This is a genomic window from Pseudomonas fluorescens (assembly GCF_902497855.1).
GTDB lineage: Bacteria > Pseudomonadota > Gammaproteobacteria > Pseudomonadales > Pseudomonadaceae > Aquipseudomonas > Aquipseudomonas fluorescens_BI.
On the sequence record NZ_CABVHU010000008.1, the window covers coordinates 299,642 to 322,509 of the forward strand.

Below are 22,868 nucleotides of genomic sequence, written 5' to 3' on the forward strand. Positions count from 1 at the left end.
GGTTGAAACACAGCGATTCAGAGCAGCACCACGTCGTATTGTTCCTGGGAATACATGGTCTCCACCTGGAACCGAATGGTGCGCCCGATAAAACCTTCCAGCTCAGCCACATTGCCCGATTCCTCATCGAGCAAACGGTCGACGACTTTCTGGTTGGCCAATACACGATAGCCTTCGGCCTGATAGGCGCGCGCCTCGCGGAGGATTTCGCGGAAAATTTCGTAGCAAACGGTTTCCGGCGTCTTCAGCTTGCCGCGGCCCTGGCAGCTGCTGCAGGGTTCGCACAGCACTTGCTCCAGGCTTTCGCGGGTGCGCTTGCGGGTCATCTGCACCAGGCCCAACTCGGTGATACCGATGATGTTGGTCTTGGCGTGATCGCGCTCCAGCTGTTTCTCCAGGGTGCGCAGCACCTGACGCTGGTGCTCTTCGTCTTCCATGTCGATGAAGTCAATGATGATGATCCCGCCCAGATTGCGCAGGCGCAGCTGACGGGCAATAGCGGTTGCAGCTTCGAGGTTGGTCTTGAAGATGGTTTCTTCGAGGTTGCGATGACCGACGAAGGCCCCGGTGTTGACGTCAATGGTGCTCATGGCTTCCGCCGGATCCACCACCAGGTAGCCGCCGGACTTGAGCGGCACTTTACGCTCGAGGGCTTTCTGGATTTCGTCCTCGACGCCGTACAGGTCGAAGATCGGCCGCTCGCCGGGGTAATGCTCCAGACGATCGGCGATTTCCGGCATCAGTTCGGCGACGAATTGCGTGGTTTTCTGAAAGGTTTCGCGGGAATCGATGCGGATCTTCTCGATCTTCGGGCTGACCAGGTCACGCAAGGTACGCAACGCCAGGCCGAGGTCTTCGTAGATCACACTCGGCGCGCTGATGGTCTTGATCTGGTCGTTGATCTGGTCCCAGAGCCTGCGCAGGTAGCGGATGTCCATGAGGATTTCATCCGCGCCGGCACCCTCGGCGGCGGTGCGCAGGATGAACCCACCGGCTTCCTTGATGCCCTCCGCGGCCACACAATCGGTGACCACTTGCTTGAGGCGATCGCGCTCGGCTTCGTCTTCGATCTTCAGCGAAATGCCAACGTGGGCAGTGCGCGGCATGTACACCAGATAGCGCGATGGAATCGACAGCTGAGTCGTCAGGCGTGCGCCTTTGGAACCGATCGGGTCCTTGGTGACTTGCACCACCAGGCTCTGGCCTTCATGGACCAGCGCACTGATGCTCTCGACCGTCGGGCCTTCGCGCAGGGAAATTTCCGAGGCGTGAATGAATGCTGCGCGGTCCAGGCCGATGTCGACGAAAGCCGCCTGCATGCCGGGCAATACCCGCACGACCTTGCCTTTGTAAATGTTGCCGACGATGCCGCGCTTTTGCGTGCGTTCGACGTGAACCTCTTGCAGGACACCGTTTTCAACCACCGCCACGCGCGATTCCATCGGCGTGATGTTGATCAGGATCTCTTCACTCATGGCAGGGTCTCGTTCAGGCATATTCACGATAATGGCCGCATCTTGTCAGTACGGCGCTCAGCGCGCGTTAAGGGTTTGCCAACAGGGTATGCCGAAATGGCCGAGCAGCTCCGAGGTTTCGCACAGCGGCAATCCGACCACCGCCGAATAGCTTCCATTCAGCTGGGCGACAAACACCGCGCCCAGCCCTTGAATGCCGTAGCCGCCGGCCTTGTCCCGCGGTTCGCCGCTGGCCCAGTAGGCCGCCGCTTCCTCGCGACTGATAGGGCGAAAACGCACCAGACTGCGCACAACCCGTAACTCGCAACGCTCACTGTCAAGCACGGCAATGGCGGTCAGCACTTCATGGTCCTGGCCTGCCAACATCATAAGCATGGCGCACGCGTCGGCTTCGTCCACCGGTTTGCCAAGAATTTTCCCGTCGAGCACCACGGCGGTATCGGCGCCCAGCACGCAAAAATCCGCATCGGACACCACCAGCCGGCGCCCGGCTTCGGCCTTGCCACGCGCGAGGCGTTCGACATAGGCCGATGGCGATTCAAGATTCAAAGGGGTTTCATCGATGTCCGCACTGATGGCGGAGAACGGCACGCCGATCTGCGTGAGCAGTTCACGCCGACGCGGCGAGCCTGAGGCGAGGTACAGCTGTTTCATCAAGACATCTCCCTGTTTAGCGCCCTGCCGCACACATACTGTTCCTTGGCAGGGCACCGGTACGGGCCGATGCCTGACCGAATCAATTGATTCTGTAGCGTCGACGCAATCCACGCAAACCGTAGCTGACCCAAGGCCAGAGCAACGCACTGACCAGTGCCGGCAAGACCAGCGCCAGCGTTGGCTGACGATTGCCGGTCAGGGCGCTGAGCCATAGTTGAACCAGTTGCGCGAGGCCGAAGATCACCAGGATCACCAGGCTCTGCTGCCACATCGGGAACATCCGCAAGCGTTGTTGCAGCGCCAGCACCAGGTACGTGATGAGCGTCAGGATCAACGCGTTCTGGCCCAGCAACGTGCCATACAGCACGTCTTCGGCCAGGCCCAGGCACCACGCCGTCACCATGCCGACTTTCTGCGGCAATGCCAACGCCCAGAACGCCAGCAGCAAGGCGAGCCACAGGGGGCGCAGGATTTCCATGAATTGCGGCAACGGCGAAACGCTGAGCAGCAGGCCGATGGCAAACGTCAGCCAGACTATCCAGCCGTTTCGGGAGGCGGTAATACCGACCATTATTCTCTTCCCCCAGGGGTGGCCGGCGCGGAGACAGGCGGTTTGGCGGCAGGCCTCACGGCAGCGGGTTGAGCCGTCGGTGGTTTGGCGGGCGGCTTGGTGGCGGCAGGTCTGGCTGCGACAGGTTTGGCCGGGGTGGTGGCGGCAGCAGGCGCGGTCACCGGGGCAACCGGAGCGGCTGGAGCAGCGACGGCGGCCGGTATGACAGCTGCAGGCTTGGGCACGGTCGCAGGAATGATCGGTCCACCGCCGTGCTGATCCAGCGCTTCCTGGGCCTGGGCGGCATCGTTGGCGCGTTCTTCGGCCGTGCGGCTGTCAGTGAACACCAACAACAGATAACGGCTGCGGTTCAAGGCGGCGGTCGGCACGGCGCGAACAATGGCGAACGGCTGGCCTGAATCGTGGATCACTTCCCTGACCGTGGCCACCGGGTAACCCGCCGGGAAACGCTGGCCGAGACCCGAGCTGACCAGCAGGTCGCCTTCCTTGATGTCGGCCGTGTCGGCCACGTGACGCAGTTCCAGGCGCTCAGGGTTGCCGGTGCCGCTGGCAATCGCCCGCAGGCCGTTGCGGTTCACCTGCACCGGGATGCTGTGCGTGGTGTCGGTCAGCAGCAGCACGCGGGAGGTGTAGGGCATCAACTCGACCACCTGGCCCATCAGGCCGCGGGCATCGAGCACCGGCTGACCGAGCACCACACCGTCGCGCTCACCTTTGTTGATGATGATACGGTGGGTGAAGGGGTTGGGGTCCATGCCGATCAGCTCGGCGACTTCGACCTTCTCGTTGACCAGCGCCGAGGAGTTGAGCAACTCGCGCAGCCGCACGTTCTGCTCGGTCAAGGCGGCAAGCTTCTGCATGCGGCCCTGCAACAGCAGGTTTTCGGTCTTGAGCTTTTCATTTTCCGCGACGAGTTCGGTACGGCTGCCAAACTGGCTGGCCACACCTTGCCATAGCCGCTGCGGCAGGTCGGTGATCCAGTAAGACTGCATCAGCACCAGCGACATCTGGCTACGCACCGGTTTGAGCAGTGTGAAGCGGGCATCGAACACCATCAGCGCGACCGATAGCACGACCAGCACCAACAAGCGCACGCCCAGTGAAGGCCCTTTGGTGAAAAGCGGTTTAATAAGCCGCTCCTCCCAGGCAAATGTTCTCGTTATTCATAGGCAGACCGGCCTGGATGCAGACTGACAGAAGATAAACGCAACAGGCAGCACTGCAAAGTGCTGCCTGCGCGCCAACAGCATAGATGCAACCGGCGAGATCACTCGCTGGAAAGCAGGTCCATGGTGTGTTTATCCATCATTTCCAAGGCACGGCCACCGCCGCGAGCGACGCAGGTCAGCGGGTCTTCGGCAACGATCACCGGCAGGCCGGTTTCCTGGGCCAGCAACTTGTCGAGGTCACGCAGCAAGGCGCCACCACCGGTCAGTACCAGGCCACGCTCGGCGATGTCGGAAGCCAGTTCCGGCGGCGATTGCTCCAGCGCACTTTTCACCGCCTGAACGATGGTGGCCAGGGACTCTTGCAGCGCTTCCAGCACTTCATTGGAGTTCAGGGTGAAGGCCCGTGGAACGCCTTCGGCCAGGTTACGGCCGCGAACGTCGACTTCACGAACTTCGCCGCCCGGGTAGGCGGTACCGATTTCCTGCTTGATGCGCTCGGCGGTGGACTCGCCGATCAGGCTGCCGTAGTTGCGACGCACATAGGTGATGATCGCTTCGTCGAAGCGGTCGCCACCAACCCGTACGGATTCGGCGTACACCACACCGTTCAGGGAGATCAGTGCGATTTCAGTGGTACCGCCACCGATATCGACGACCATCGAGCCGCGAGCTTCTTCAACCGGCAGACCGGCACCGATCGCGGCCGCCATCGGCTCTTCGATCAGGAATACTTCACGGGCACCGGCACCTAGGGCCGATTCACGGATGGCACGACGCTCAACCTGGGTGGATTTGCACGGAACGCAGATCAACACACGAGGGCTAGGCTGCAGGAAGCTGTTTTCGTGAACCTTGTTGATAAAATACTGAAGCATCTTTTCGCAGACGCTGAAGTCGGCGATCACGCCATCCTTCATCGGACGAATGGCAGCAATGTTGCCCGGTGTACGGCCCAGCATGCGCTTGGCTTCGGTGCCGACAGCAACAACACTTTTCTGGTTACCGTGCGTCCGAATGGCCACAACCGATGGCTCATTCAGGACGATACCGCGCTCGCGCACGTAAATAAGGGTGTTGGCAGTGCCCAGGTCAATGGAGAGATCGCTGGAAAACATGCCACGCAGTTTCTTGAACATGGGGAAAGGACCCTAGGCAACGCGTGGGTAAAAAAGTGCGGCAAACTCTAACAACGACAGGGATTTTGGGCAAGGCGCCAATATGTTAAATTGGCCGCTTTTCTGTGCACCAAACCCCACAATCGCGGCCATATGACCGTAGAAATGCGGTAGTGTTCCGACCAATCTAACACACGGACGCCGTCCGTTCTGTTTTCCACTGGAGATTCCCATGGCGCTTGAACGCTCCGACGTGGAAAAAATCGCTCATCTGGCCTGCCTCGGCCTCAATGATGCCGATCTTCCACACATCACTTCGGCCCTGAACAGCATTCTCGGGCTGGTCGACGAAATGCAGGCGGTCAATACCGACGGTATCGAGCCGCTCGCCCACCCACTGGAAGCCAGCCAGCGCCTGCGTGCAGACGTCGTGACCGAGACCGATCATCGCGAGGCCTACCAGTCCATCGCACCAGCGGTCGAAAACGGCCTGTACCTGGTACCGAAAGTCATCGACTAAAGGGAAAGAGCCTGCAATGCATCAATTGACTCTGGCCGAGATCGCCCGCGGTCTCGCCGATAAAAAGTTTTCCTCCGAAGAGCTGACCAAAGTCCTGCTGGCGCGCATCGCCCAGCTCGATCCTCAGCTCAACAGCTTCATCAGCATCACCGAAGACCTGGCGCTCCAGCAGGCCAAAGCCGCTGACGCCCGCCGGGCCAATGGCGAGAGCGGTGCCCTGCTCGGTGCGCCGATCGCCCATAAAGACCTGTTCTGCACCCAGGGCATCCGCACCAGCTGCGGATCGAAGATGCTCGACAACTTCAAGGCGCCGTACGACGCCACCGTGGTGGCCAAACTGGCCGCTGCCGGGGCCGTGACCCTGGGCAAGACCAACATGGACGAATTCGCCATGGGTTCGGCCAACGAGTCGAGCTACTACGGCGCGGTGAAAAACCCGTGGAACCTGGAGCACGTACCCGGCGGTTCCTCTGGCGGTTCGGCGGCTGCGGTTGCCGCTCGTCTGTTGCCGGCGGCTACAGGCACCGACACAGGCGGTTCGATTCGTCAGCCCGCCGCGCTGACCAACCTCACCGGCCTGAAACCGACGTACGGTCGCGTTTCGCGCTGGGGCATGATCGCCTACGCCTCCAGCCTCGATCAGGGCGGCCCGCTGGCTCGCACGGCCGAAGACTGCGCGATCCTGCTGCAAGGCATGGCCGGTTTCGACCCGCAGGATTCCACCAGCATCGACGAGCCCGTGCCGGATTACAGCGCCAGCCTCAACGGTTCGCTGCAAGGCCTGCGCATCGGCGTTCCGAAGGAATACTTCGGCGCCGGGCTCGACCCGCGCATTGCCGAGCTGATCCACAACAGCGTCAAGGAGCTGGAAAAGCTCGGCGCCGTGGTCAAGGAAATCAGCCTGCCTAACATGCAGCACGCCATCCCTGCGTACTACGTGATCGCCCCGGCGGAAGCCTCTTCCAACCTGTCGCGTTTCGACGGCGTGCGTTTCGGCTACCGCTGTGAAGATCCGAAAAACCTGATCGACCTGTACAAGCGTTCCCGGGGCGAAGGTTTCGGCCCGGAAGTGCAGCGCCGGATCATGGTCGGCGCCTACGCGCTGTCGGCCGGTTACTACGACGCCTACTACCTGAAGGCGCAGAAGATTCGTCGCTTGATCAAGAACGACTTCATGGCGGCCTTCAACGAGGTCGACATCATCCTCGGCCCGACCACGCCGAACCCGGCCTGGAAGCTTGGCGCCAAGAACAGCGACCCGGTCGCGGCGTATCTGGAAGACGTCTACACCATCACCGCCAACCTCGCCGGCCTGCCGGGCTTGTCCATGCCCGCCGGTTTCGTCGACGGCCTGCCGGTCGGCGTGCAGTTGCTCGCCCCGTATTTCCAGGAAGGTCGCCTGTTGAACGTTGCCCATCAGTATCAATTGAATACTGACTGGCACACCCGCACCCCAACCGGCTTCTGAGGAGAAACACATGCAATGGGAAGTCGTGATCGGGCTGGAGATTCACACCCAGCTCACCACCCGGTCGAAAATCTTTTCCGGTAGTTCTACCACCTTCGGTTCCGAACCGAACACCCAGGCCAGCCTGGTCGACCTGGGCATGCCCGGCGTACTGCCGGTGCTGAACCAGGAAGCGGTGCGCATGGCGGTGATGTTCGGCCTGGCGATCGATGCCGAGATCGGCCAGCACAACGTGTTCGCCCGCAAGAACTACTTCTACCCGGACCTGCCCAAGGGCTACCAGATCAGCCAGATGGAGTTGCCGATCGTTGGCAAGGGCCACCTGGATATCGCTCTGGAAGACGGTACGGTAAAACGCGTCGGCATCACTCGCGCGCACCTGGAAGAAGACGCTGGCAAGAGCCTGCATGAAGAGTTCAGCGGCGCCACCGGCATCGACCTGAACCGCGCCGGCACGCCGCTGCTGGAGATCGTCTCCGAGCCGGACATGCGCAGCGCCAAGGAAGCCGTGGCTTACGTCAAGGCGGTCCACGCGCTGGTGCGTTACCTCGGCATTTGCGACGGCAACATGGCCGAAGGCTCGCTGCGTTGCGACTGCAACGTGTCGATCCGTCCGAAAGGCCAGATTGAATTCGGCACGCGCTGCGAGATCAAGAACGTCAACTCGTTCCGCTTCATCGAGAAGGCGATCAACACCGAAGTGCAGCGCCAGATCGAGCTGATCGAAGACGGCGGCAAAGTGATCCAGCAGACCCGCCTGTACGATCCGAACAAGGACGAAACCCGTCCGATGCGCAGCAAAGAGGAAGCCAACGACTACCGTTACTTCCCCGATCCGGACCTGTTGCCGGTGGTCATCGAAAACTCGTTCCTCGACGACGTGCGCGCCACCCTGCCGGAATTGCCACCGCAGAAACGCGAGCGTTTCCAGGCGCAGTTCGGCCTGTCGGTCTACGACGCCAGCGTCCTGGCCACCAGCCGCGAGCAAGCCGACTACTTCGAGAAAGTCGTGAGCATCGGCGGCGACGCCAAGCTGGCGGCCAACTGGGTGATGGTCGAGCTGGGCAGCCTGTTGAACAAACAGAGCCTGGACATCGACCAGTCGCCGGTCTCGGCCGAGCAACTGGGCGGCATGCTGCTGCGCATCAAGGACAACACCATCTCCGGCAAGATTGCCAAGGTGGTGTTTGAAGCCATGGCCAACGGCGAAGGCAGCGCGGACGAGATCATCGACAAGCGCGGCCTCAAGCAAGTGACCGACAGCGGCGCCATCTCGGCAGTGCTGGACGAGATGCTCGCGGCCAATGCCGAACAGGTCGAGCAATACCGCGCGGCAGACGAAGCCAAACGCGGCAAGATGTTCGGCTTCTTCGTCGGCCAGGCGATGAAAGCGTCCAAAGGCAAGGCCAACCCGCAACAGGTCAACGAACTGCTGAAAAGCAAGCTCGAAGGCTAACCGCAGTGATAGTTCCCACGCTCCCGCGTGGGAACTATCACTGGACGCTCTGCGTCCGCTTTTGTGACGCAGAGCGTCACGGCTGCATTCCCACGCGGAGCGTGGGAACGATCATGGGGTCACCTAATGAAGCGTCTGCTCAGCGCCTGCGCCCTGCTCTCCCTGCTGGCCGGTTGCACCAGCAACGACATCATCGATCCACACGGCTACGACAAGACCGGCACCGCCTCCTATTACGGTGCCAAGCACCAAGGTAAACGTACCGCCAGTGGCGAACGTTTCAACAAGAATTCCCTGACCGCCGCCCACCGCCAGCTACCCTTTGGTACACGGGTGAAGGTCACGAACCTGAACAACGACAAATCCTGTGTAGTGCGCATCAACGATCGCGGGCCACATACCCGCGGGCGGCTGATCGATGTTTCACATGAGGCCGCCGAACGACTGGGCATGCTCAGAAGCGGCACCGCACGGGTTCGCGTGCAAGCCCTCGACTGACCGACGGAGCCTCGACTATCTTCGGACTTGCCAATTTACCCCTGCTCAGCGTGATCGAACTGCTCAGCGGCCTGTTGTTACTGATCGTCGGCGCCGAACTGATGGTGCGCGCCGCCGTGCGCCTGGCCGCGCGGCTGCACGTTCGTCCGCTGATCATCGGCCTGACCATCGTCGCCCTCGGCAGCAGCGCGCCGCAGATGGCGGTCAGCCTGCAAGCGACCCTGGCGCAAAACGCCGACATCGCCGTCGGCAGCGTGATCGGCAGCAGCATTTTCAACATCCTCGTCACCCTCGGACTCTCGGCGCTGATTATCCCGCTGCGGGTTTCGCGGCAACTGGTGCACGTGGATATTGCGCTGATGATCGGCGCCAGCCTGCTGGTGTTCATATTGGCATGGAACGAAGAACTGACCCGGGCCGACGGCGTGCTGCTGCTTGCGGCGCTGCTGGTGTGCCTGGGCTTGCTGCTGCGCCAGTCGCGGCACTCGGCCCGCCCGCAGTCGACTACCCAGGATGCGGTGCAAGCGCCGTGGTTCAGCAGCCTGCTGATGATCGCCGTCGGGCTGGCGATGCTGATATACGCCGGGTACCTGCTGTTGGGCGCCGCGGTGTCGGTCGCCACCGACCTGGGGCTTTCCGAGCGGATCATCGGCCTGACCATCGTTGCCGTCAGCACCTCCCTGCCGGAACTGGCCACCTCGTTGATCGCGGCGTTGCGCGGAGAACGGGAGATCGCCGTGGGCAACGTGGTCGGCAGCAACCTGTTCAATCTTCTGGGCGTGCTCGGTTTTACCGCGCTGATCGCGCCATCGCCGCTGTCGGTGTCGCCCAACGCCCTGGATTTCGATTTGCCGGTCATGCTCGGCGTCGCCGCGCTGTGCCTGCCGGTGTTCTATTCCGGCTACCGGATGACCCGGGCCGAAGGCCTGCTGTTTCTGGGGCTGTACCTGGCGTACGGCCTGCATGTGGTGTCATTCACCACCGGTATGCCGCTGGCGGGCAAGCTTGAACACCTGATGCTGTTTTTCGTCCTGCCGGCACTGGTGGCGTATTTGCTGTTCACATCGCTGCGCGCCTGGCGTCGCCAACACCACAAGAGGGAATTGCCATGACCGATAATCGAAAGCCTGGCGTTGAAGTCCGCCGCCAAGTGATGGGCGACACCTTCGTCGACCGTGCGCTGGGCAATGCCACCGAGTTCACCCAGCCCCTGCAGGACTTCGTCAACGAACACGCCTGGGGCGGCGTCTGGAACCGCGAAGGCCTGCCCCTGAAAACCCGCAGCCTGATCACCCTCGCCGCGCTGACGGCGTTGAAGTGCCCGCAGGAATTGAAAGGCCACGTGCGCGGTGCGCTGAACAACGGCTGCACCGTGGAAGAGATTCGCGAGGCGCTGCTGCATTGCGCGGTGTATGCCGGAGTGCCGGCGGCGATCGATGCGTTTCGGGCGGCGCAGGAAGTGATCGATAGTTACCAGAAGCCGGAGTAATCATTAGATCCACCCACCCCACTGCAACAAAAAGATCCCGATGTTGGTGGTGACCGCCGCCATCAAGGTGGTGATCACGATGATCGCGGCGGCCAGTTCATGATTGCCATTGGCCTGACGGGCCATGACAAAGCTGGCCGCGGCGGTCGGGCTGCCGAAGTACAGGAACAGAATCCCCAGCTCCGCACCGCGGAACCCCCAGAGCCAGGCTCCCAGCGTCGCCAGGATCGGCAGGCCAAGCATCTTCACCAGGCTTGAACTCAGCGCCATCGAACCGCTTTTGCGCATCGCCGCCAGCGACAGCGTGCCGCCGATGCAGATCAGCGCCAAGGGCAAGGTGGTTTGCGCCAGGTACTGACCGGAGGTTTCCAGCCAACCCGGCAAGCCAATGTTGAAGTAAGCAAACGGCGCCGCCGCAAACACGCTGATGATCAGCGGGTTGATCATCACGCTTTTAAAGATGCTCCACGGGTCGGACTTGATCACCGGGCTGTACACCGCCAGCACGATGGTCGAAAGCGTGTTGTAGAGCAGGATCACCAGTGCCGCGAGAATCGCCCCGAGGGAAATTCCGTAATCGCCGTACATGCTCGCCGCCAGCGCCAGGCCGATGACACCGTTGTTACCGCGAAAGGCGCCCTGGGTGTAGATGCCCCGGTCGTCCCGTGGGCACTTCCAGATCGCCCAGCCCCAGGCGATGGCGAAACAGACCAGGGTGGCGATAGAGAAATAGATCAGCAGCGCCGGTTGCAGCGCGGCGTGCAGGTCGGCATGCAGGATGCCCAGGAATAACAGCGCCGGCATGGTGACGTTGAACACCAGGGCCGATGCGGTGTGGATGAAATTGTCGTTGATCCAGTCGATGCGCTTGAGCAGCACCCCCAGAAACAACATGGCAAACACCGGCGCGGTGATATTCAGGGTTTCGAGGAAGATAGCCAGCATGCCGGGGGTAACCTTGGGTGGGCGTCGTTAGGGGGCTAATGATAAGCCACCTGGGACGTTGGCGTCTGGTAGAACGCCTTCGCTGGCAAGCCCGCTCCTACAGGTCCGCGTCGTACGCATATTTTGTGCTCGACACAAATCCTGTAGGAGCTGGCTTGCCGGCGAAGCAGGCGACTCGGTCTCAGGTGATCGGCGCCGGGTTGAACAACGTGATGTCGTTATGCAGCTTGTGCCGCTCCGCCCACGTCTGCTGCTTGCCGCTGGCCACATCCAGGTAGTAGTGGAACAACTCCCACCCCAGTTCCTCGATCGAAGCCCGCCCGGTGGCAATCCGTCCGGCATCGATGTCGATCAGGTCCGGCCAGCGCTGCGCCAGTTCGGTCCGGGTCGATACCTTCACCACCGGCGCCATCGCCAAACCATAGGGCGTGCCGCGACCGGTGGTGAACACATGCAGGTTCATCCCCGCCGCCAGTTGCAAGGTGCCGCAGACAAAATCACTGGCCGGTGTCGCACAGAAAATCAGCCCTTTGCGCTTGAAACGCTCCCCAGGGCCAAGCACCCCATTGATCGCGCTGCTGCCGGATTTGACGATCGAGCCCAACGACTTCTCGACAATGTTCGACAACCCGCCCTTCTTGTTGCCCGGCGTGGTGTTGGCACTGCGATCCGCTTCACCCTTGGCCAGGTAACGGTCGTACCAGTCCATTTCCCGCACCAGTTCCTGGGCCACCTCCTCGGTTTCGGCGCGGGACGTCAGCAGATAAATGGCGTCGCGGACTTCGGTGACTTCGGAAAACATCACCGTCGCGCCAGCCCGCAGCAACAGGTCCGAGGCATAACCCAGCGCCGGGTTGGCAGTGATCCCGGAAAATGCATCACTGCCGCCGCATTGCATGCCAAGGATCAGCTCGGACGCCGGCACGGTTTCCCGGCGACGTTGATCGAGCTTCTTCAAACGGGCTTCGGCCAGTTCCATGATCTGCTCGATCATCTCGCTGAAACCATGGCTGGAATCCTGCAAGCGATACAGCCATGGCTCGCTCAAATCCACCGAGCTGTCGTTCTCGTGCATCACCTGCCCGGCCTGCAATTTCTCGCAACCCAGGCCGATGACCAAGGCTTCGCCACCCAGGTTCGGGTTGCGCGCCAGGTTGCGCACGGTGCGGATCGGGATGTACGCGTCAGTCGCCGTAATCGCCACACCGCAGCCGTAGCTGTGAGTCAGTGCCACCACGTCATCGACGTTCGGGTACTTGGGCAGCAATTCGTCCTTGATGCGCTTGACCGCATGGTCCAGCACACCGGTGACGCATTGCACCGTGGTGGTGATGCCGAGGATGTTGCGCGTGCCGACTGTGCCGTCGGCGTTGCGATACCCCTCGAACGTAAAACCCTCCAGCGGCGCCTGTGCCGCCGGCACCTCGGTGGACAGCGGCAAGCTGTCCAGCGGTGGCGCGGTGGGCATGCGCAGTTGATCTTCCTTGACCCAGCTGCCGCGTGGAATCGGTTGTAACGCGTAGCCAATGGTCTGGCCGTAACGAATCACCTGGCCGCCCTCGGGAATATCCTCAAGGGTGACCTTATGGCTCTGCGGCACAAAGTCCAGGGTGACCAGGCCGTCCGGAAACTCGGTGCCGGCGGGCACCCCCTGATCGTTGACCACGATGACCACGTTGTCCCGCTCGTGCAGGCGGATGTAGCGCGGCGAGTCGGAATGTTCAATCAACTGCATGACGCCGCTCCTCAGGAATGCGCTTGAGACAATTTGCTATTGGTTTCAGGACCGCTGACTGGCGGTTCCTTGAGCACCACACGTTTGATCGGGCCAACGATCACCAGGTAGCTGAACACCGCGACCAGTGCGTTGCAACCGACAAACACCAGCGCCCATTTGAATGAGCCGGTGGAGCTGATGATGTAGCCGATCACGATCGGGGTGGTGATCGAGGCGATGTTACCGAAGGTGTTGAACAGGCCACCGCTCAGACCGGCGATCTGTTTCGGCGAGGTGTCGGACACCACCGCCCAGCCCAGCGCCCCCACGCCTTTGCCGAAGAACGCCAGAGCCATGAAGCCGACGACCATCCATTCCACGTCCACGTAGTTGCAGGCCACGATGCTGCTGGACACCAGCAAGCCGGCAATGATCGGCGCCTTGCGGGCGAAGGTCAGCGAGTGGCCCTTGCGCAGCAGGTAGTCGGAGATCACCCCGCCGAGCACACCACCGATAAAGCCGCAGATCGCCGGCAACGAGGCGATGAAACCAGCCTTGAGGATGGTCATGCCGCGTTCCTGCACCAGATACACCGGGAACCAGGTCAGGAAGAAGTAGGTGATGCCGTTGATGCAATATTGGCCCAGATACACGCCGAGCATCATGCGGTTGGTCAGCAGCTGGCGAATGTAGTCCCACTTCGGACCGTCGGCCTTTTTGCCTTTGCCTTTGTCCTGGTCCATGTCGACCATGCCGCCGTTGTCGGCGATGTGCTTGAACTCGGCTTCATTGATCCTCGGGTGTTGGCGCGGGCTGTAGATCACCTTCAGCCAGATCCCGGAGAAGATGATACCGATCACGCCCATGACGATGAACACGTGCTGCCAGCCGTAGCTGTAGACGATCCAGCCCATCAGCGGGGCGAACAACACGGTGGCAAAGTATTGCGCCGAGTTGAAGATCGCCGAAGCCGTACCGCGCTCTGCCGTCGGGAACCAGGCCGCGACGATGCGTGCGTTACCGGGGAAGGATGGCGCTTCGGCCAGGCCCACCAGGAAGCGCAGCATGAACAGCGCAACCACCGCCGTGGACATGCCGAACTCGCCGACATAACCCTGGAGCACGGTGAACAGCGACCAGGTGAAAATGCTCAGCGCGTAGATTTTTTTCGAACCGAAACGGTCCAGCAGCCAGCCACCGGGAATTTGCCCGGCCACGTAGGCCCAACCGAATGCGGAGAAGATATAGCCGAGGGTGACCGCGTCGATGCCGAGGTCTTTTTGCAGGCTGGAGCCCGCGATGGCGATAGTGGCCCGGTCGGCGTAGTTGATGGTGGTCACCAGGAAAAGCATGAGCAAAATCAAATAGCGGACGTGGGTTGGCTTGGTCGCTTGCATGTAGATGTACTCCCACTGATTATTTTTATGCGCGGGTAAAACGGGTGTGTCCCCCCTGTAGGAGCTGGCTTGCCAGCGAAAGCGGTGTGTCATTCAACAATTGTGTCGACTGATACACCGCCTTCGCTGGCAAGCCAGCTCCTACAGGGGGTCGCGGTATCGATGCCGATACCGCGGCGTTTCCTGTCAGGAGCCGATGTAGCTGGTCTTCACAACCGTGTAGAACTCTTGCGCATAGCGACCTTGCTCGCGAGATCCATAGGATGAACCTTTACGCCCGCCGAATGGAACGTGGTAATCCACGCCCGCCGTCGGCAGATTGACCATCACCATCCCGGCCTGGGAGTGGCGCTTGAAGTGGTTGGCGTACTTCAGCGACGTGGTGGCGATGCCCGCTGACAGACCGAACTCGGTGTCGTTGGCCATGGCCAGCGCAGCGTCGTAATCGGCCACGCGCACGATGTTGGCCACCGGACCGAAGATTTCTTCGCGGCTGATGCGCATCGCGGCTTCGCTGTCGGCGAACAGGGTTGGGGCCAGGTAGTAGCCTTCGGTGTCACAGGTCACCAGACCACCGCCGCTGACCAGACGCGCACCTTCGGACTGGCCGATGTCGATGTACTTCATGTCCTGTTCAAGCTGGGCTTGCGAGACGACCGGACCGATATCGGTGCCGGTTTTCAGCGCGTGGCCGACTTTGATCGACTTCATGCGCTCGGCCATGGCCTCGACGAACTTGTCGTGAATCCCGGCAGTGACGATGAAGCGGCTCGAGGCGGTGCAACGTTGGCCGGTGGAGTAGAACGCACTCTGGACCGACAGTTCGACCGCTTGCTTGAGGTCGGCGTCGTCGAGAATGATCTGCGGGTTCTTGCCGCCCATTTCCAGCTGCACCTTGGCTTGGCGCGACACGCAGTTGACGGCGATCTGACGCCCGACACCCACGGAGCCGGTGAAGCTGATGCCGTCGACTTTCGGGCTCTGCACCAGCGCATCGCCAATCACTCGACCACTGCCCATCACCAGGTTGAACACGCCGGTCGGGAAGCCCGCGCGGGAAATGATTTCAGCCAGCGCCCAGGCGCAACCCGGTACCAGATCCGCCGGTTTCAGCACCACGCAGTTACCGTATGCCAGGGCCGGGGCGATTTTCCACGCCGGGATTGCGATCGGGAAGTTCCACGGGGTGATCAGACCGACCACGCCCAGCGCTTCGCGAGTCACTTCAACGTTCACGCCCGGCCGCACCGACGGCAGGTAGTCGCCGGACAGACGCAGGCATTCGCCGGCGAAAAACTTGAAGATGTTGCCGGCGCGGGTCACTTCGCCGATGGCTTCGGGCAGGGTCTTGCCCTCTTCCCGGGCCAGCAGGGTGCCAAGCTCTTCGCGACGGGCGAGGATTTCAGTGCCGACTTTGTCCAGTGAATCGTGGCGAGCCTGAATGCCCGAGGTCGACCAGGCCGGGAACGCGGCGCGCGCGGCATCGATGGCGGCGTGGACTTGAGCCAGATCGGCCTTGGCGTATTCACCGATGGTGTCGGTCAGCTCGGACGGGTTGATGTTGGCGGAGTAATCGCTGCCCGCTACCCATTCACCGTTGATGTAGTTATCGAAACGCTTTGTATCAGCCACAACCTTTCTCCTGAACATAAGAGTCTTTACGCAAAAGGCCGCTGATTGCTCAGCGGCCTTTCTCAATCGGTTTTTTACTGCGCGCCCTGCTTGTCGATCAGCGCGGCCAGAGCTTCGTACTCTTCTGGCAGCAGATCGGTCAGCGGTGCACGCACAGGACCTGCGTCATAACCGGCAATTTTTGCCCCGGCCTTGACGATGCTCACCGCGTAACCGGCCTTGCGGTTACGGATGTCCAGGTATGGCAGGAAGAAGTCGTCGATGATCTTGCCGACGGTGGCGTGATCTTCCCGGGCAACGGCGTGGTAGAAATCCATCGCGGTTTTCGGGATGAAGTTGAACACCGCGGACGAATAAACCGGTACGCCCAGCGCCTTGTAAGCCGCGGCGTAGACTTCGGCGGTCGGCAGGCCACCCAGGTAGCTGAAGCGATCGCCGAGGCGGCGACGGATCGACACCATCAACTCGATATCGCCCAGGCCGTCTTTGTAGCCGATCAGGTTTGGGCAGCGCTCGGCCAGACGCTCCAACAATGGAGCGGTCAGGCGGCAGACGTTACGGTTGTAAACCACCACGCCGATTTTCACCGATTTGCACACGGCTTCAACGTGAGCGGCCACGCCGTCCTGGCTGGCTTCGGTCAGGTAATGCGGCAGCAGCAACAGGCCCTTGGCGCCCAGACGCTCGGCTTCTTGAGCGTATTCGATGGCTTGACGGGTCGAACCGCCAACACCGGCCAGAATTGGCACGCTGGTTTCGCAGGTGTCGACGGCGGTCTTGATGATTTCCGAGTATTCGCTGGCCGCCAGAGAGAAGAACTCACCGGTGCCGCCCGCGGCGAACAGCGCCGAGGCGCCGTATGGGGCCAGCCATTCGAGACGCTTGATGTAGCCGGCGCGATGGAAATCGCCCTGGGCATTGAAATCGGTAACCGGGAAAGACAGCAGACCGGAAGAGAGGATGGACTTCAGTTCTTGTGGATTCATTATTCGAACACCCTGGGTAGCGACGTTTATGTTGTTGAGAAAATATTCAGCTTTCGCCTAGTTGTAGGTCATCGTACAACTTAAAATAGAATCGTCAACTGCATTTCATCGATGAGGGTGCAGGGAGGAAGGCTGATGCGGTTCAATCAGGGTGGAATTCAGTTCAGACAGCAAGCTGTCACCGCTCGTCGCGACTGTCATTATTTACAGTATCAAGCTGAGTGCCCGAGCGGAGAAACTCCTTTGAAGGAGCCCGCCGCCCGGCTCCAGCCGTTAATCGTTACGGCCAATCTCGTCATCAAAAGGAGATTCACCATGGCACTTGCAGCCCCTGACGTGGGAGATACCCCTACCACGGGATCCAGTACGGAGATTGTCGTCCGGCTGTCGACTCTTGAAAAAGGTCGATTGGAAGTCCGTGTCCCGGACTCGGCCGACCTCTTCCTGACGGGCGTGGTCTACGCGATCCTGGGAGAGGATGAGGAGGCCCCTGAATGGAGCGGTGGTGATGATGGAATTTCGGCTGGAACCTGGAATTATGACATTGAAGATTTTCAAAGAGTGCCAGGATTAAAAGTCTTTATCCCGGAAAACGTACTAAAGCCATACACAGGTCAGACTGTAACGTTGCGCTACCAAACCATCGGAGAGTCGAGCCTTGCGATGAGCTCGTCTCCCGTGACACTGCGCATCGAACCTTAGCTCAAAACGTCAGACTCAACCCAGGCATCACCCCCGCTGCGCCTCAGCCTCTTCATGGGCATGGCGCAGCCGCTCACGGCTGTTGGTCAGGTGCAAACGCATCGCCGCCCGGGCTGCATCCGAATCCTGGCGGGCAATCGCGTCATAAATCTCTTCATGCTCGCGACTCAGGCGATTCATGTAGTGCTGCTGGTCATCATGGGCCAGGCGCGCCGAGTTGAGTCGCGTACGCGGGATGATGCTGGTGCCCAGGTGGGTCATGATGTCCGTGAAGTAGCGGTTGCCCGTCGCCAGGGCGATTTGCAGGTGGAACTGGAAGTCCGACGCCACGGCATCGCTGGCGTGGGAGACGCTTTCATTCAACGCGTCCAGCGCCGCTCGCATCAGCGCCAGCTGCTCGGCGCTGCGACGTTGGGCGGCGAGGCCGGCGGATTCCACTTCCAGGCTGATGCGCAATTCGAGAATCGCCAGCACGTCACGCAGGGTGACCACGGTCGCCGGGTCGATCCGAAAACCACTCGGGCTCGGGGTATCGAGCACAAAGGTGCCGATGCCATGACGGGTTTCCACCTGCCCGGCCGCCTGCAACCGCGAAATCGCCTCGCGCACCACCGTCCGGCTGACGCCATGGGCCTCCATGATCGCCGACTCGGTGGGCAATTTGTCGCCGCGCTTGAGGTGACCGTCGCGAATCTGCTCGGACAGCACCGTCACCAATTCCTGTGCGAGGCTGCGGCGCTTGCGAGGGAGGCGTGGCGTGTCGATCGGGTTTTCCATGGTGAACGTCATTCTCGAAAAATTCGGCTGAATCCGCATCATAGCTCAACGCGGTTGTACGATCACCCACCCCCTCTGTAGGAGCGAGCGGTGCGGCGATCCGACTTGCCCGCGAAGCCGATGACACGGTTTTTCAATGGAACCGTGTAACGGCTGTCGCGGGCAAGCCTCGCTCCTACAGGGGGGTGGTGGCGTTTATGCGGTCACGGTCTGGTCCACCAGATGCCCATTCTCGATACGAACGTGCCGTGGATGGAAGCGTTTCAGGCTGCTGCGATGCCCCACGCTGACAATGCTCAAGCCCGGTATCTCATCGATCAACGCCTGATACAGCGAAGCCTCATCCTCTTCATCCATCGCCGAGGTCGCTTCGTCCATGTACAGCCATTGCGGTGCATAGAGCAGCGCGCGGGCGAAGGCCAGACGTTGCTGTTCACCCGGCGACAGCATGCGCTGCCAGTGATTGGCTTCGTCCAGGCGCGCCACCAGATGCGGCAAGCGGCAGGTTTCCAGCACGTGAACATAGCGTTCGTGCGGATAGGTATCGCCGGCCTGTGGATAACTCAGCGCCTCGCGCAGGGTGCCAATCGGCAGATAGGGTTTTTGCGGCAGGAACAGATACCGCGCCGCCGGCAGACGAATACTGCCGTGGCCCGCCGGCCACAAATGCCCCATGGCCCGCAGCAAGGTCGATTTGCCGCTTCCGGAACGGCCGCTGAGCATGACGCGCTCGCCCTCCTCCACGGTCATGTCTGCATTGGTCAGCAGGTGACGACCGTCCGCCAGGTCGAGACCCAGGTTGTGCACCTTCAGATCCGCCCCCGAATTCTGCACGTCGATCATCGGCGCCCGCTCTTCGTTATCGGTCATCGCCTGACGGAAACTCAGCAGACGATCGCAGGTGGCGCGCCAGGAAGCGAGGTTCTGGTATGCACTGATAAACCAGCTGAAACTCTCTTGCACGTTGCCGAATGCCGAACTGATCTGCATCAGCTCACCCAGTTCGATCTTGCCCGCGAAGTAACGCGGCGCGGCGACCATGAATGGAAAGATGATGGCGGCCTGGCTGTAACCGGCGGTAAAGAACGTGAGGCGCTTGGACACCTTCATGATGTCCCAGAAGTTGTGCCAGACCAGGCCAAAACGACTGCTCAAGCGACGGTTTTCATTCGGCTCACCGTTATAAAGAGCGATGCTTTCGGCATTTTCGCGAATCCGCACCATGGAGAAACGCAGGTCAGCTTCGAAGCGTTGTTGCTGGTTGTTCAGGCCAATCAGGCGACGACCGATCAAATGCGTCAGCCAGCTGCCGATCACCGCATAGACCAGCACACACCAAAACATATATCCGGGAATGGTAAAACCGTAGACTTCAATACTGCCCGACACCCCCCACAGGATGATCGAGAACGACACCAGGCTGACAATATTGCGCAGCAGTCCAATACCCAGCTCCAGGGTGTTCGAGGTAAAGTTGTTGAGGTCTTCGGAGATCCGCTGATCCGGGTTATCGGTGTAACCGCCTTGCTCAAGCTGGTAGTAATTCTTGTTGCCTAACCAGCGGGCGAAATGCTTTTCGGTAAGCCATGCCCGCCAACGGATGGTCAGCATCTGGGTCAGGTACAGCCGGTATACCGCGCCGACAATCGCTACCGCCGCAATCCCGCAGAAATACAGGATCAACCGCCAGAACGCAGCCTCATCCTTTTGTTGCAGGGCATTGTAAAAATCCTTGTACCAAGTGTTGAACCACACCGAAATTCCCACGCTGACCAACGACAGTACGATCACCGCGATCAGCAACGTCCAGGCCTTGCCCTTCTCTTCACTGCGCCAGTAAGGCGTGATCATCGCCCAGACTTTGCGAAAAAACTGCCCGCGCACAGCATCATTGACCGCGGAATATTCTGCGTTCTGATTCATGGAAAAGGCTCATTGGAGAAAAGAACGACACACGAACCGATCATAGATGATCAGTTCGTGTTGTAACGCGATGGGACAACAATTGTTCAGCACCGGTTCAGCGACGGACCGGGCGCTTCTGCAGTTTGCGCTGCAGGGTGCGGCGGTGCATGCCCAGGGCACGGGCCGTGGCGGAGATGTTACCTTCGTGTTCGGTCAACACGCGCTGGATGTGTTCCCATTGCAAACGGTCCACGGACATCGGGTTTTCCGGCACCAGGGTGTCGAGGTCGGCGTGCTCGGAAAGCAAAGCGGCCAGCACGTCATCGGCGTCCGCCGGTTTGCACAGGTAATTGCAGGCGCCGCGCTTGATCGCCTCGACGGCGGTGGCGATGCTCGAGTAACCGGTGAGGATCACCACGCGCATTTCCGGGTCCAGCTCCAGCAGCTTGGGCAGCAGCACCAGGCCGGAATCGCCGTCCATTTTCAGGTCGAGCGCAGCGTAGTCCGGCAAGTCGGCCTGGGCGATGGTCAGGCCTTCTTCGGCGGAACCGGCGGTGCTGACGCGAAAGCCGCGGCGGGCCATGGCACGGGCCATCACCCGGGTAAAGGTTGCGTCGTCGTCGACCAGCAGCAAATGTGGCAGTTCTTCGCCTTCGCCTTCGACCTGGATATCGTCACTCATGTTCGTCTCCTCGGGCGACACGGGGCAGGCGCAGCTCGGTGAGCGTGCCGCCTTCCTCATGACTGTAGAGTTTCACTGAGCCGCCGGCGCGTGTCACGCTGGCCTTGCTCAAAAACAGGCCCAGGCCGAAGCCTTTGCCCTTGGTGGTAAAAAACGGCTTGCCGATCTGCTCGGCGATGGCCAGGGGCACACCGGCGCCGTGGTCGCGGATGCTGATGGTCAAGTTCTCGGCATCCCAGTCCAGCGTCACTTGCAGCCCTTCGGGGCAAGCATCGGCGGCGTTGTTGAGCAAATTCAGCAGCGCCTGGGTCAGGTCCGGCGGCGGCGCCATCCGTGGCACGGTGCCTTGGCCGAGGCGCTGGAACCGATAACTGGCTTCCGGACGCATCAGGTGCCAGCGGTTCAGGGCTTCGTCGAGCCAATCGGTGACGTCCTGCATCTCCACCGCCAACCGGCGATTGGCCTCCGCCGCCCGAACCAGCTGCTGCAAGGTTTGCTTGCAGAGCTTGACCTGATCCTGCAGCACACTCAGATCGTCCTGCAACATCGGGTCGTGATGGTCCTGGCGCATTTCCTTGAGCAACACGCTCATGGTCGCCAAGGGCGTGCCCAGTTCATGGGCGGCGCCGGCCGCCTGGGTCGCGACGGCCAGCAGCTGCTGGTCGCGCAGGCCCTCTTCGCGACGAATGGCACGCAGCTCTTCCTGGCGGCGCAACTCCTCGGCCATGCGCGCGGCAAAAAAGGTAATGACCGCCGCAGCCAAAGCGAAACTCAGCCACATGCCGTACACCTGCAGGTTTTCCCGAGCGATCGGGAAGGTCTGCAACGGGTAGAAACGCGCCAGCAACAAGGTGTACATCGTCAACGCGATACCGGACAGAATCACCGAATACCGCCACGGCAAGGTCACCGCGGCGATGGTCAGCGGCACCAGGTAATAAGAGACGAAGGGGTTGGTCGAGCCGCCGGAGAAATACAGCAAGGCACTGTGGATAAACAGGTCGCACGCCAGTTGCACGGCGTACTCAAGTTCGGTGACCGGCCACGTGGTGCGCAGGCGAATCGCCGTGAATGCACACAGCAGCATCGAGCAGACGAGGGTCGCGGCCAGTTGAAACCAGGGTAGCGGCAGCAGCTCGAGCCAATAAGCCAGGCCTACGGAACCGGCCTGGGCGGCCAGCACCAAGGTGCGGATGAACGTCAGCCGCCAGAGGTTCTGGCGAGTCGCGGAAGTGATTTGAACGGGGGCGAGCATGAGCTCTCCTGATGAGCGCTCCAGGCGGATCGCAGGGAGTATAACCAAGCACGGGGGCTGACAGGCGAAAGTGCGGCAAACGGCCACATGGCAAACCGAATCCTGACGCCCCCCTGTAGGAGCTGGCCAGCGAAGGTCGTCAACGATAACGCGTGCAGTCAGGACAAACGCGGCACCTGTAGGAGCTGGCTTGCCAGCGAAGGTCGTTAACGATAACGCGTGCAGTCAGGATAAACGCGGCACCTGTAGGAGCTGGCTTGCCAGCGAAGGTCGTTAACGATAACGCGTGCAGTCAGGACAAACGCGGCACCTGTAGGAGCTGGCTTGAACTGGCCTAATAATTCCGGACACCTCTTAAGGGCGATATGATTTCGCCAACTTGGAGGTTTCATGAACGAAAGAAAGGTCTATACCCGCGAGTTCAAGCTGCATGCTGCCAGCATGGTGCTCGA

Annotated in this window: 21 protein-coding genes; 7 read left to right on the forward strand and 14 right to left on the reverse strand. The window is 60.9% G+C overall.

Features of this window, described 5'->3' with window-relative positions:
* Nucleotides 1–17: 17 nt before the first annotated feature.
* The 5 genes from rng to mreB all read right to left on the reverse strand — a co-directional run bounded on the left by rng (nucleotide 18) and on the right by mreB (nucleotide 5,008).
* The gene (rng, locus tag F8N96_RS18240) at nucleotides 18–1,475 is read right to left on the reverse strand and encodes a ribonuclease G (protein WP_064679733.1); all 1,458 of its coding nucleotides are present in this window, start codon (nucleotides 1,473–1,475) and stop codon (nucleotides 18–20) included.
* 57 nt (nucleotides 1,476–1,532) lie between these two features.
* Nucleotides 1,533–2,129 (reverse strand): Maf family protein, encoded by a 597-nt coding sequence (locus tag F8N96_RS18245; RefSeq protein WP_150798956.1) that lies wholly within the window; start codon nucleotides 2,127–2,129, stop codon nucleotides 1,533–1,535.
* 82 nt (nucleotides 2,130–2,211) lie between these two features.
* Nucleotides 2,212–2,703, reverse strand: a complete 492-nt coding sequence (gene mreD, locus F8N96_RS18250; protein WP_064679735.1) for a rod shape-determining protein MreD — start codon at nucleotides 2,701–2,703, stop codon at nucleotides 2,212–2,214.
* The gene (gene mreC / locus F8N96_RS18255; protein WP_150798957.1) at nucleotides 2,703–3,833 is read right to left on the reverse strand and encodes a rod shape-determining protein MreC; all 1,131 of its coding nucleotides are present in this window, start codon (nucleotides 3,831–3,833) and stop codon (nucleotides 2,703–2,705) included. The genes mreD and mreC overlap by 1 nt, the downstream gene beginning before the upstream one ends.
* A 137-nt stretch (nucleotides 3,834–3,970) precedes the next feature.
* Nucleotides 3,971–5,008 (reverse strand): rod shape-determining protein MreB, encoded by a 1,038-nt coding sequence (mreB, locus tag F8N96_RS18260; protein WP_002555108.1) that lies wholly within the window; start codon nucleotides 5,006–5,008, stop codon nucleotides 3,971–3,973.
* 211 nt (nucleotides 5,009–5,219) lie between these two features.
* On the opposite strand from mreB, the gene gatC reads away from it, so the two are divergent.
* From gatC to F8N96_RS18290, 6 genes are all read left to right on the forward strand, one after another.
* Nucleotides 5,220–5,507 carry an Asp-tRNA(Asn)/Glu-tRNA(Gln) amidotransferase subunit GatC gene (gatC, locus tag F8N96_RS18265; protein ID WP_045061473.1) on the forward strand — a complete coding sequence of 96 codons (288 nt, stop codon included), beginning with the start codon at nucleotides 5,220–5,222 and terminating at the stop codon, nucleotides 5,505–5,507.
* A 16-nt stretch (nucleotides 5,508–5,523) separates the two neighbouring features.
* Nucleotides 5,524–6,975 carry an Asp-tRNA(Asn)/Glu-tRNA(Gln) amidotransferase subunit GatA gene (gene gatA / locus F8N96_RS18270; RefSeq protein ID WP_150798958.1) on the forward strand — a complete coding sequence of 484 codons (1,452 nt, stop codon included), beginning with the start codon at nucleotides 5,524–5,526 and terminating at the stop codon, nucleotides 6,973–6,975.
* Between the two features lie 10 nt (nucleotides 6,976–6,985).
* Nucleotides 6,986–8,431, forward strand: coding sequence for an Asp-tRNA(Asn)/Glu-tRNA(Gln) amidotransferase subunit GatB (gene gatB / locus F8N96_RS18275; protein ID WP_150798959.1), 1,446 nt, complete (start codon nucleotides 6,986–6,988; stop codon nucleotides 8,429–8,431).
* A gap of 126 nt (nucleotides 8,432–8,557) precedes the next feature.
* Nucleotides 8,558–8,929: a septal ring lytic transglycosylase RlpA family protein gene (locus F8N96_RS18280; RefSeq protein WP_150798960.1), complete on the forward strand. Its 372-nt coding sequence runs from the start codon at nucleotides 8,558–8,560 to the stop codon at nucleotides 8,927–8,929.
* 50 nt (nucleotides 8,930–8,979) lie between these two features.
* A complete protein-coding gene (locus tag F8N96_RS18285) occupies nucleotides 8,980–10,041 on the forward strand; it encodes a calcium/sodium antiporter (protein ID WP_150798961.1) in 1,062 nt (353 codons plus the stop codon).
* Nucleotides 10,038–10,418 carry a carboxymuconolactone decarboxylase family protein gene (locus tag F8N96_RS18290; RefSeq protein WP_150798962.1) on the forward strand — a complete coding sequence of 127 codons (381 nt, stop codon included), beginning with the start codon at nucleotides 10,038–10,040 and terminating at the stop codon, nucleotides 10,416–10,418. Before F8N96_RS18285 ends, F8N96_RS18290 begins: the two co-directional genes overlap by 4 nt.
* A 3-nt stretch (nucleotides 10,419–10,421) precedes the next feature.
* Here F8N96_RS18290 and F8N96_RS18295 read toward each other — a convergent pair whose 3' ends face one another.
* The 5 genes from F8N96_RS18295 to kdgD all read right to left on the reverse strand — a co-directional run bounded on the left by F8N96_RS18295 (nucleotide 10,422) and on the right by kdgD (nucleotide 17,095).
* Nucleotides 10,422–11,363 carry an AEC family transporter gene (locus F8N96_RS18295; RefSeq protein ID WP_150798963.1) on the reverse strand — a complete coding sequence of 314 codons (942 nt, stop codon included), beginning with the start codon at nucleotides 11,361–11,363 and terminating at the stop codon, nucleotides 10,422–10,424.
* Nucleotides 11,364–11,544: 181 nt separating this feature from the next.
* Nucleotides 11,545–13,098: a galactarate dehydratase gene (garD, locus tag F8N96_RS18300; RefSeq protein WP_150798964.1), complete on the reverse strand. Its 1,554-nt coding sequence runs from the start codon at nucleotides 13,096–13,098 to the stop codon at nucleotides 11,545–11,547.
* Between the two features lie 11 nt (nucleotides 13,099–13,109).
* On the reverse strand, nucleotides 13,110–14,477 hold the full coding sequence (locus F8N96_RS18305; RefSeq protein ID WP_064679744.1) for an MFS transporter: 1,368 nt from the start codon (nucleotides 14,475–14,477) through the stop codon (nucleotides 13,110–13,112).
* A 186-nt stretch (nucleotides 14,478–14,663) separates the two neighbouring features.
* Nucleotides 14,664–16,109 (reverse strand): aldehyde dehydrogenase family protein, encoded by a 1,446-nt coding sequence (locus F8N96_RS18315; RefSeq protein WP_150798965.1) that lies wholly within the window; start codon nucleotides 16,107–16,109, stop codon nucleotides 14,664–14,666.
* A 74-nt stretch (nucleotides 16,110–16,183) separates the two neighbouring features.
* On the reverse strand, nucleotides 16,184–17,095 hold the full coding sequence (kdgD, locus tag F8N96_RS18320) for a 5-dehydro-4-deoxyglucarate dehydratase (protein WP_150745489.1): 912 nt from the start codon (nucleotides 17,093–17,095) through the stop codon (nucleotides 16,184–16,186).
* A 135-nt stretch (nucleotides 17,096–17,230) separates the two neighbouring features.
* Between kdgD and F8N96_RS18325 the strand changes: the two genes are divergently transcribed.
* Nucleotides 17,231–17,797 (forward strand): hypothetical protein, encoded by a 567-nt coding sequence (locus F8N96_RS18325; RefSeq protein WP_150798966.1) that lies wholly within the window; start codon nucleotides 17,231–17,233, stop codon nucleotides 17,795–17,797.
* Nucleotides 17,798–17,824: 27 nt separating this feature from the next.
* Here the strand turns inward: F8N96_RS18325 and F8N96_RS18330 are convergent, their stop codons facing one another.
* The 4 genes from F8N96_RS18330 to F8N96_RS18345 form a co-directional block, all read right to left on the reverse strand.
* Complete coding sequence (locus F8N96_RS18330; RefSeq protein WP_178084719.1) at nucleotides 17,825–18,574, reverse strand: FadR/GntR family transcriptional regulator; 750 nt, start codon at nucleotides 18,572–18,574, stop codon at nucleotides 17,825–17,827.
* Between the two features lie 195 nt (nucleotides 18,575–18,769).
* Nucleotides 18,770–20,497 (reverse strand): ABC transporter ATP-binding protein/permease, encoded by a 1,728-nt coding sequence (locus tag F8N96_RS18335; RefSeq protein ID WP_150798967.1) that lies wholly within the window; start codon nucleotides 20,495–20,497, stop codon nucleotides 18,770–18,772.
* A gap of 97 nt (nucleotides 20,498–20,594) precedes the next feature.
* Nucleotides 20,595–21,161, reverse strand: a complete 567-nt coding sequence (locus F8N96_RS18340; RefSeq protein ID WP_045061485.1) for a response regulator transcription factor — start codon at nucleotides 21,159–21,161, stop codon at nucleotides 20,595–20,597.
* A complete protein-coding gene (locus tag F8N96_RS18345; protein WP_150798968.1) occupies nucleotides 21,154–22,416 on the reverse strand; it encodes an ATP-binding protein in 1,263 nt (420 codons plus the stop codon). The genes F8N96_RS18340 and F8N96_RS18345 overlap by 8 nt, the downstream gene beginning before the upstream one ends.
* Between the last annotated feature and the right edge of the window lie 452 nt (nucleotides 22,417–22,868).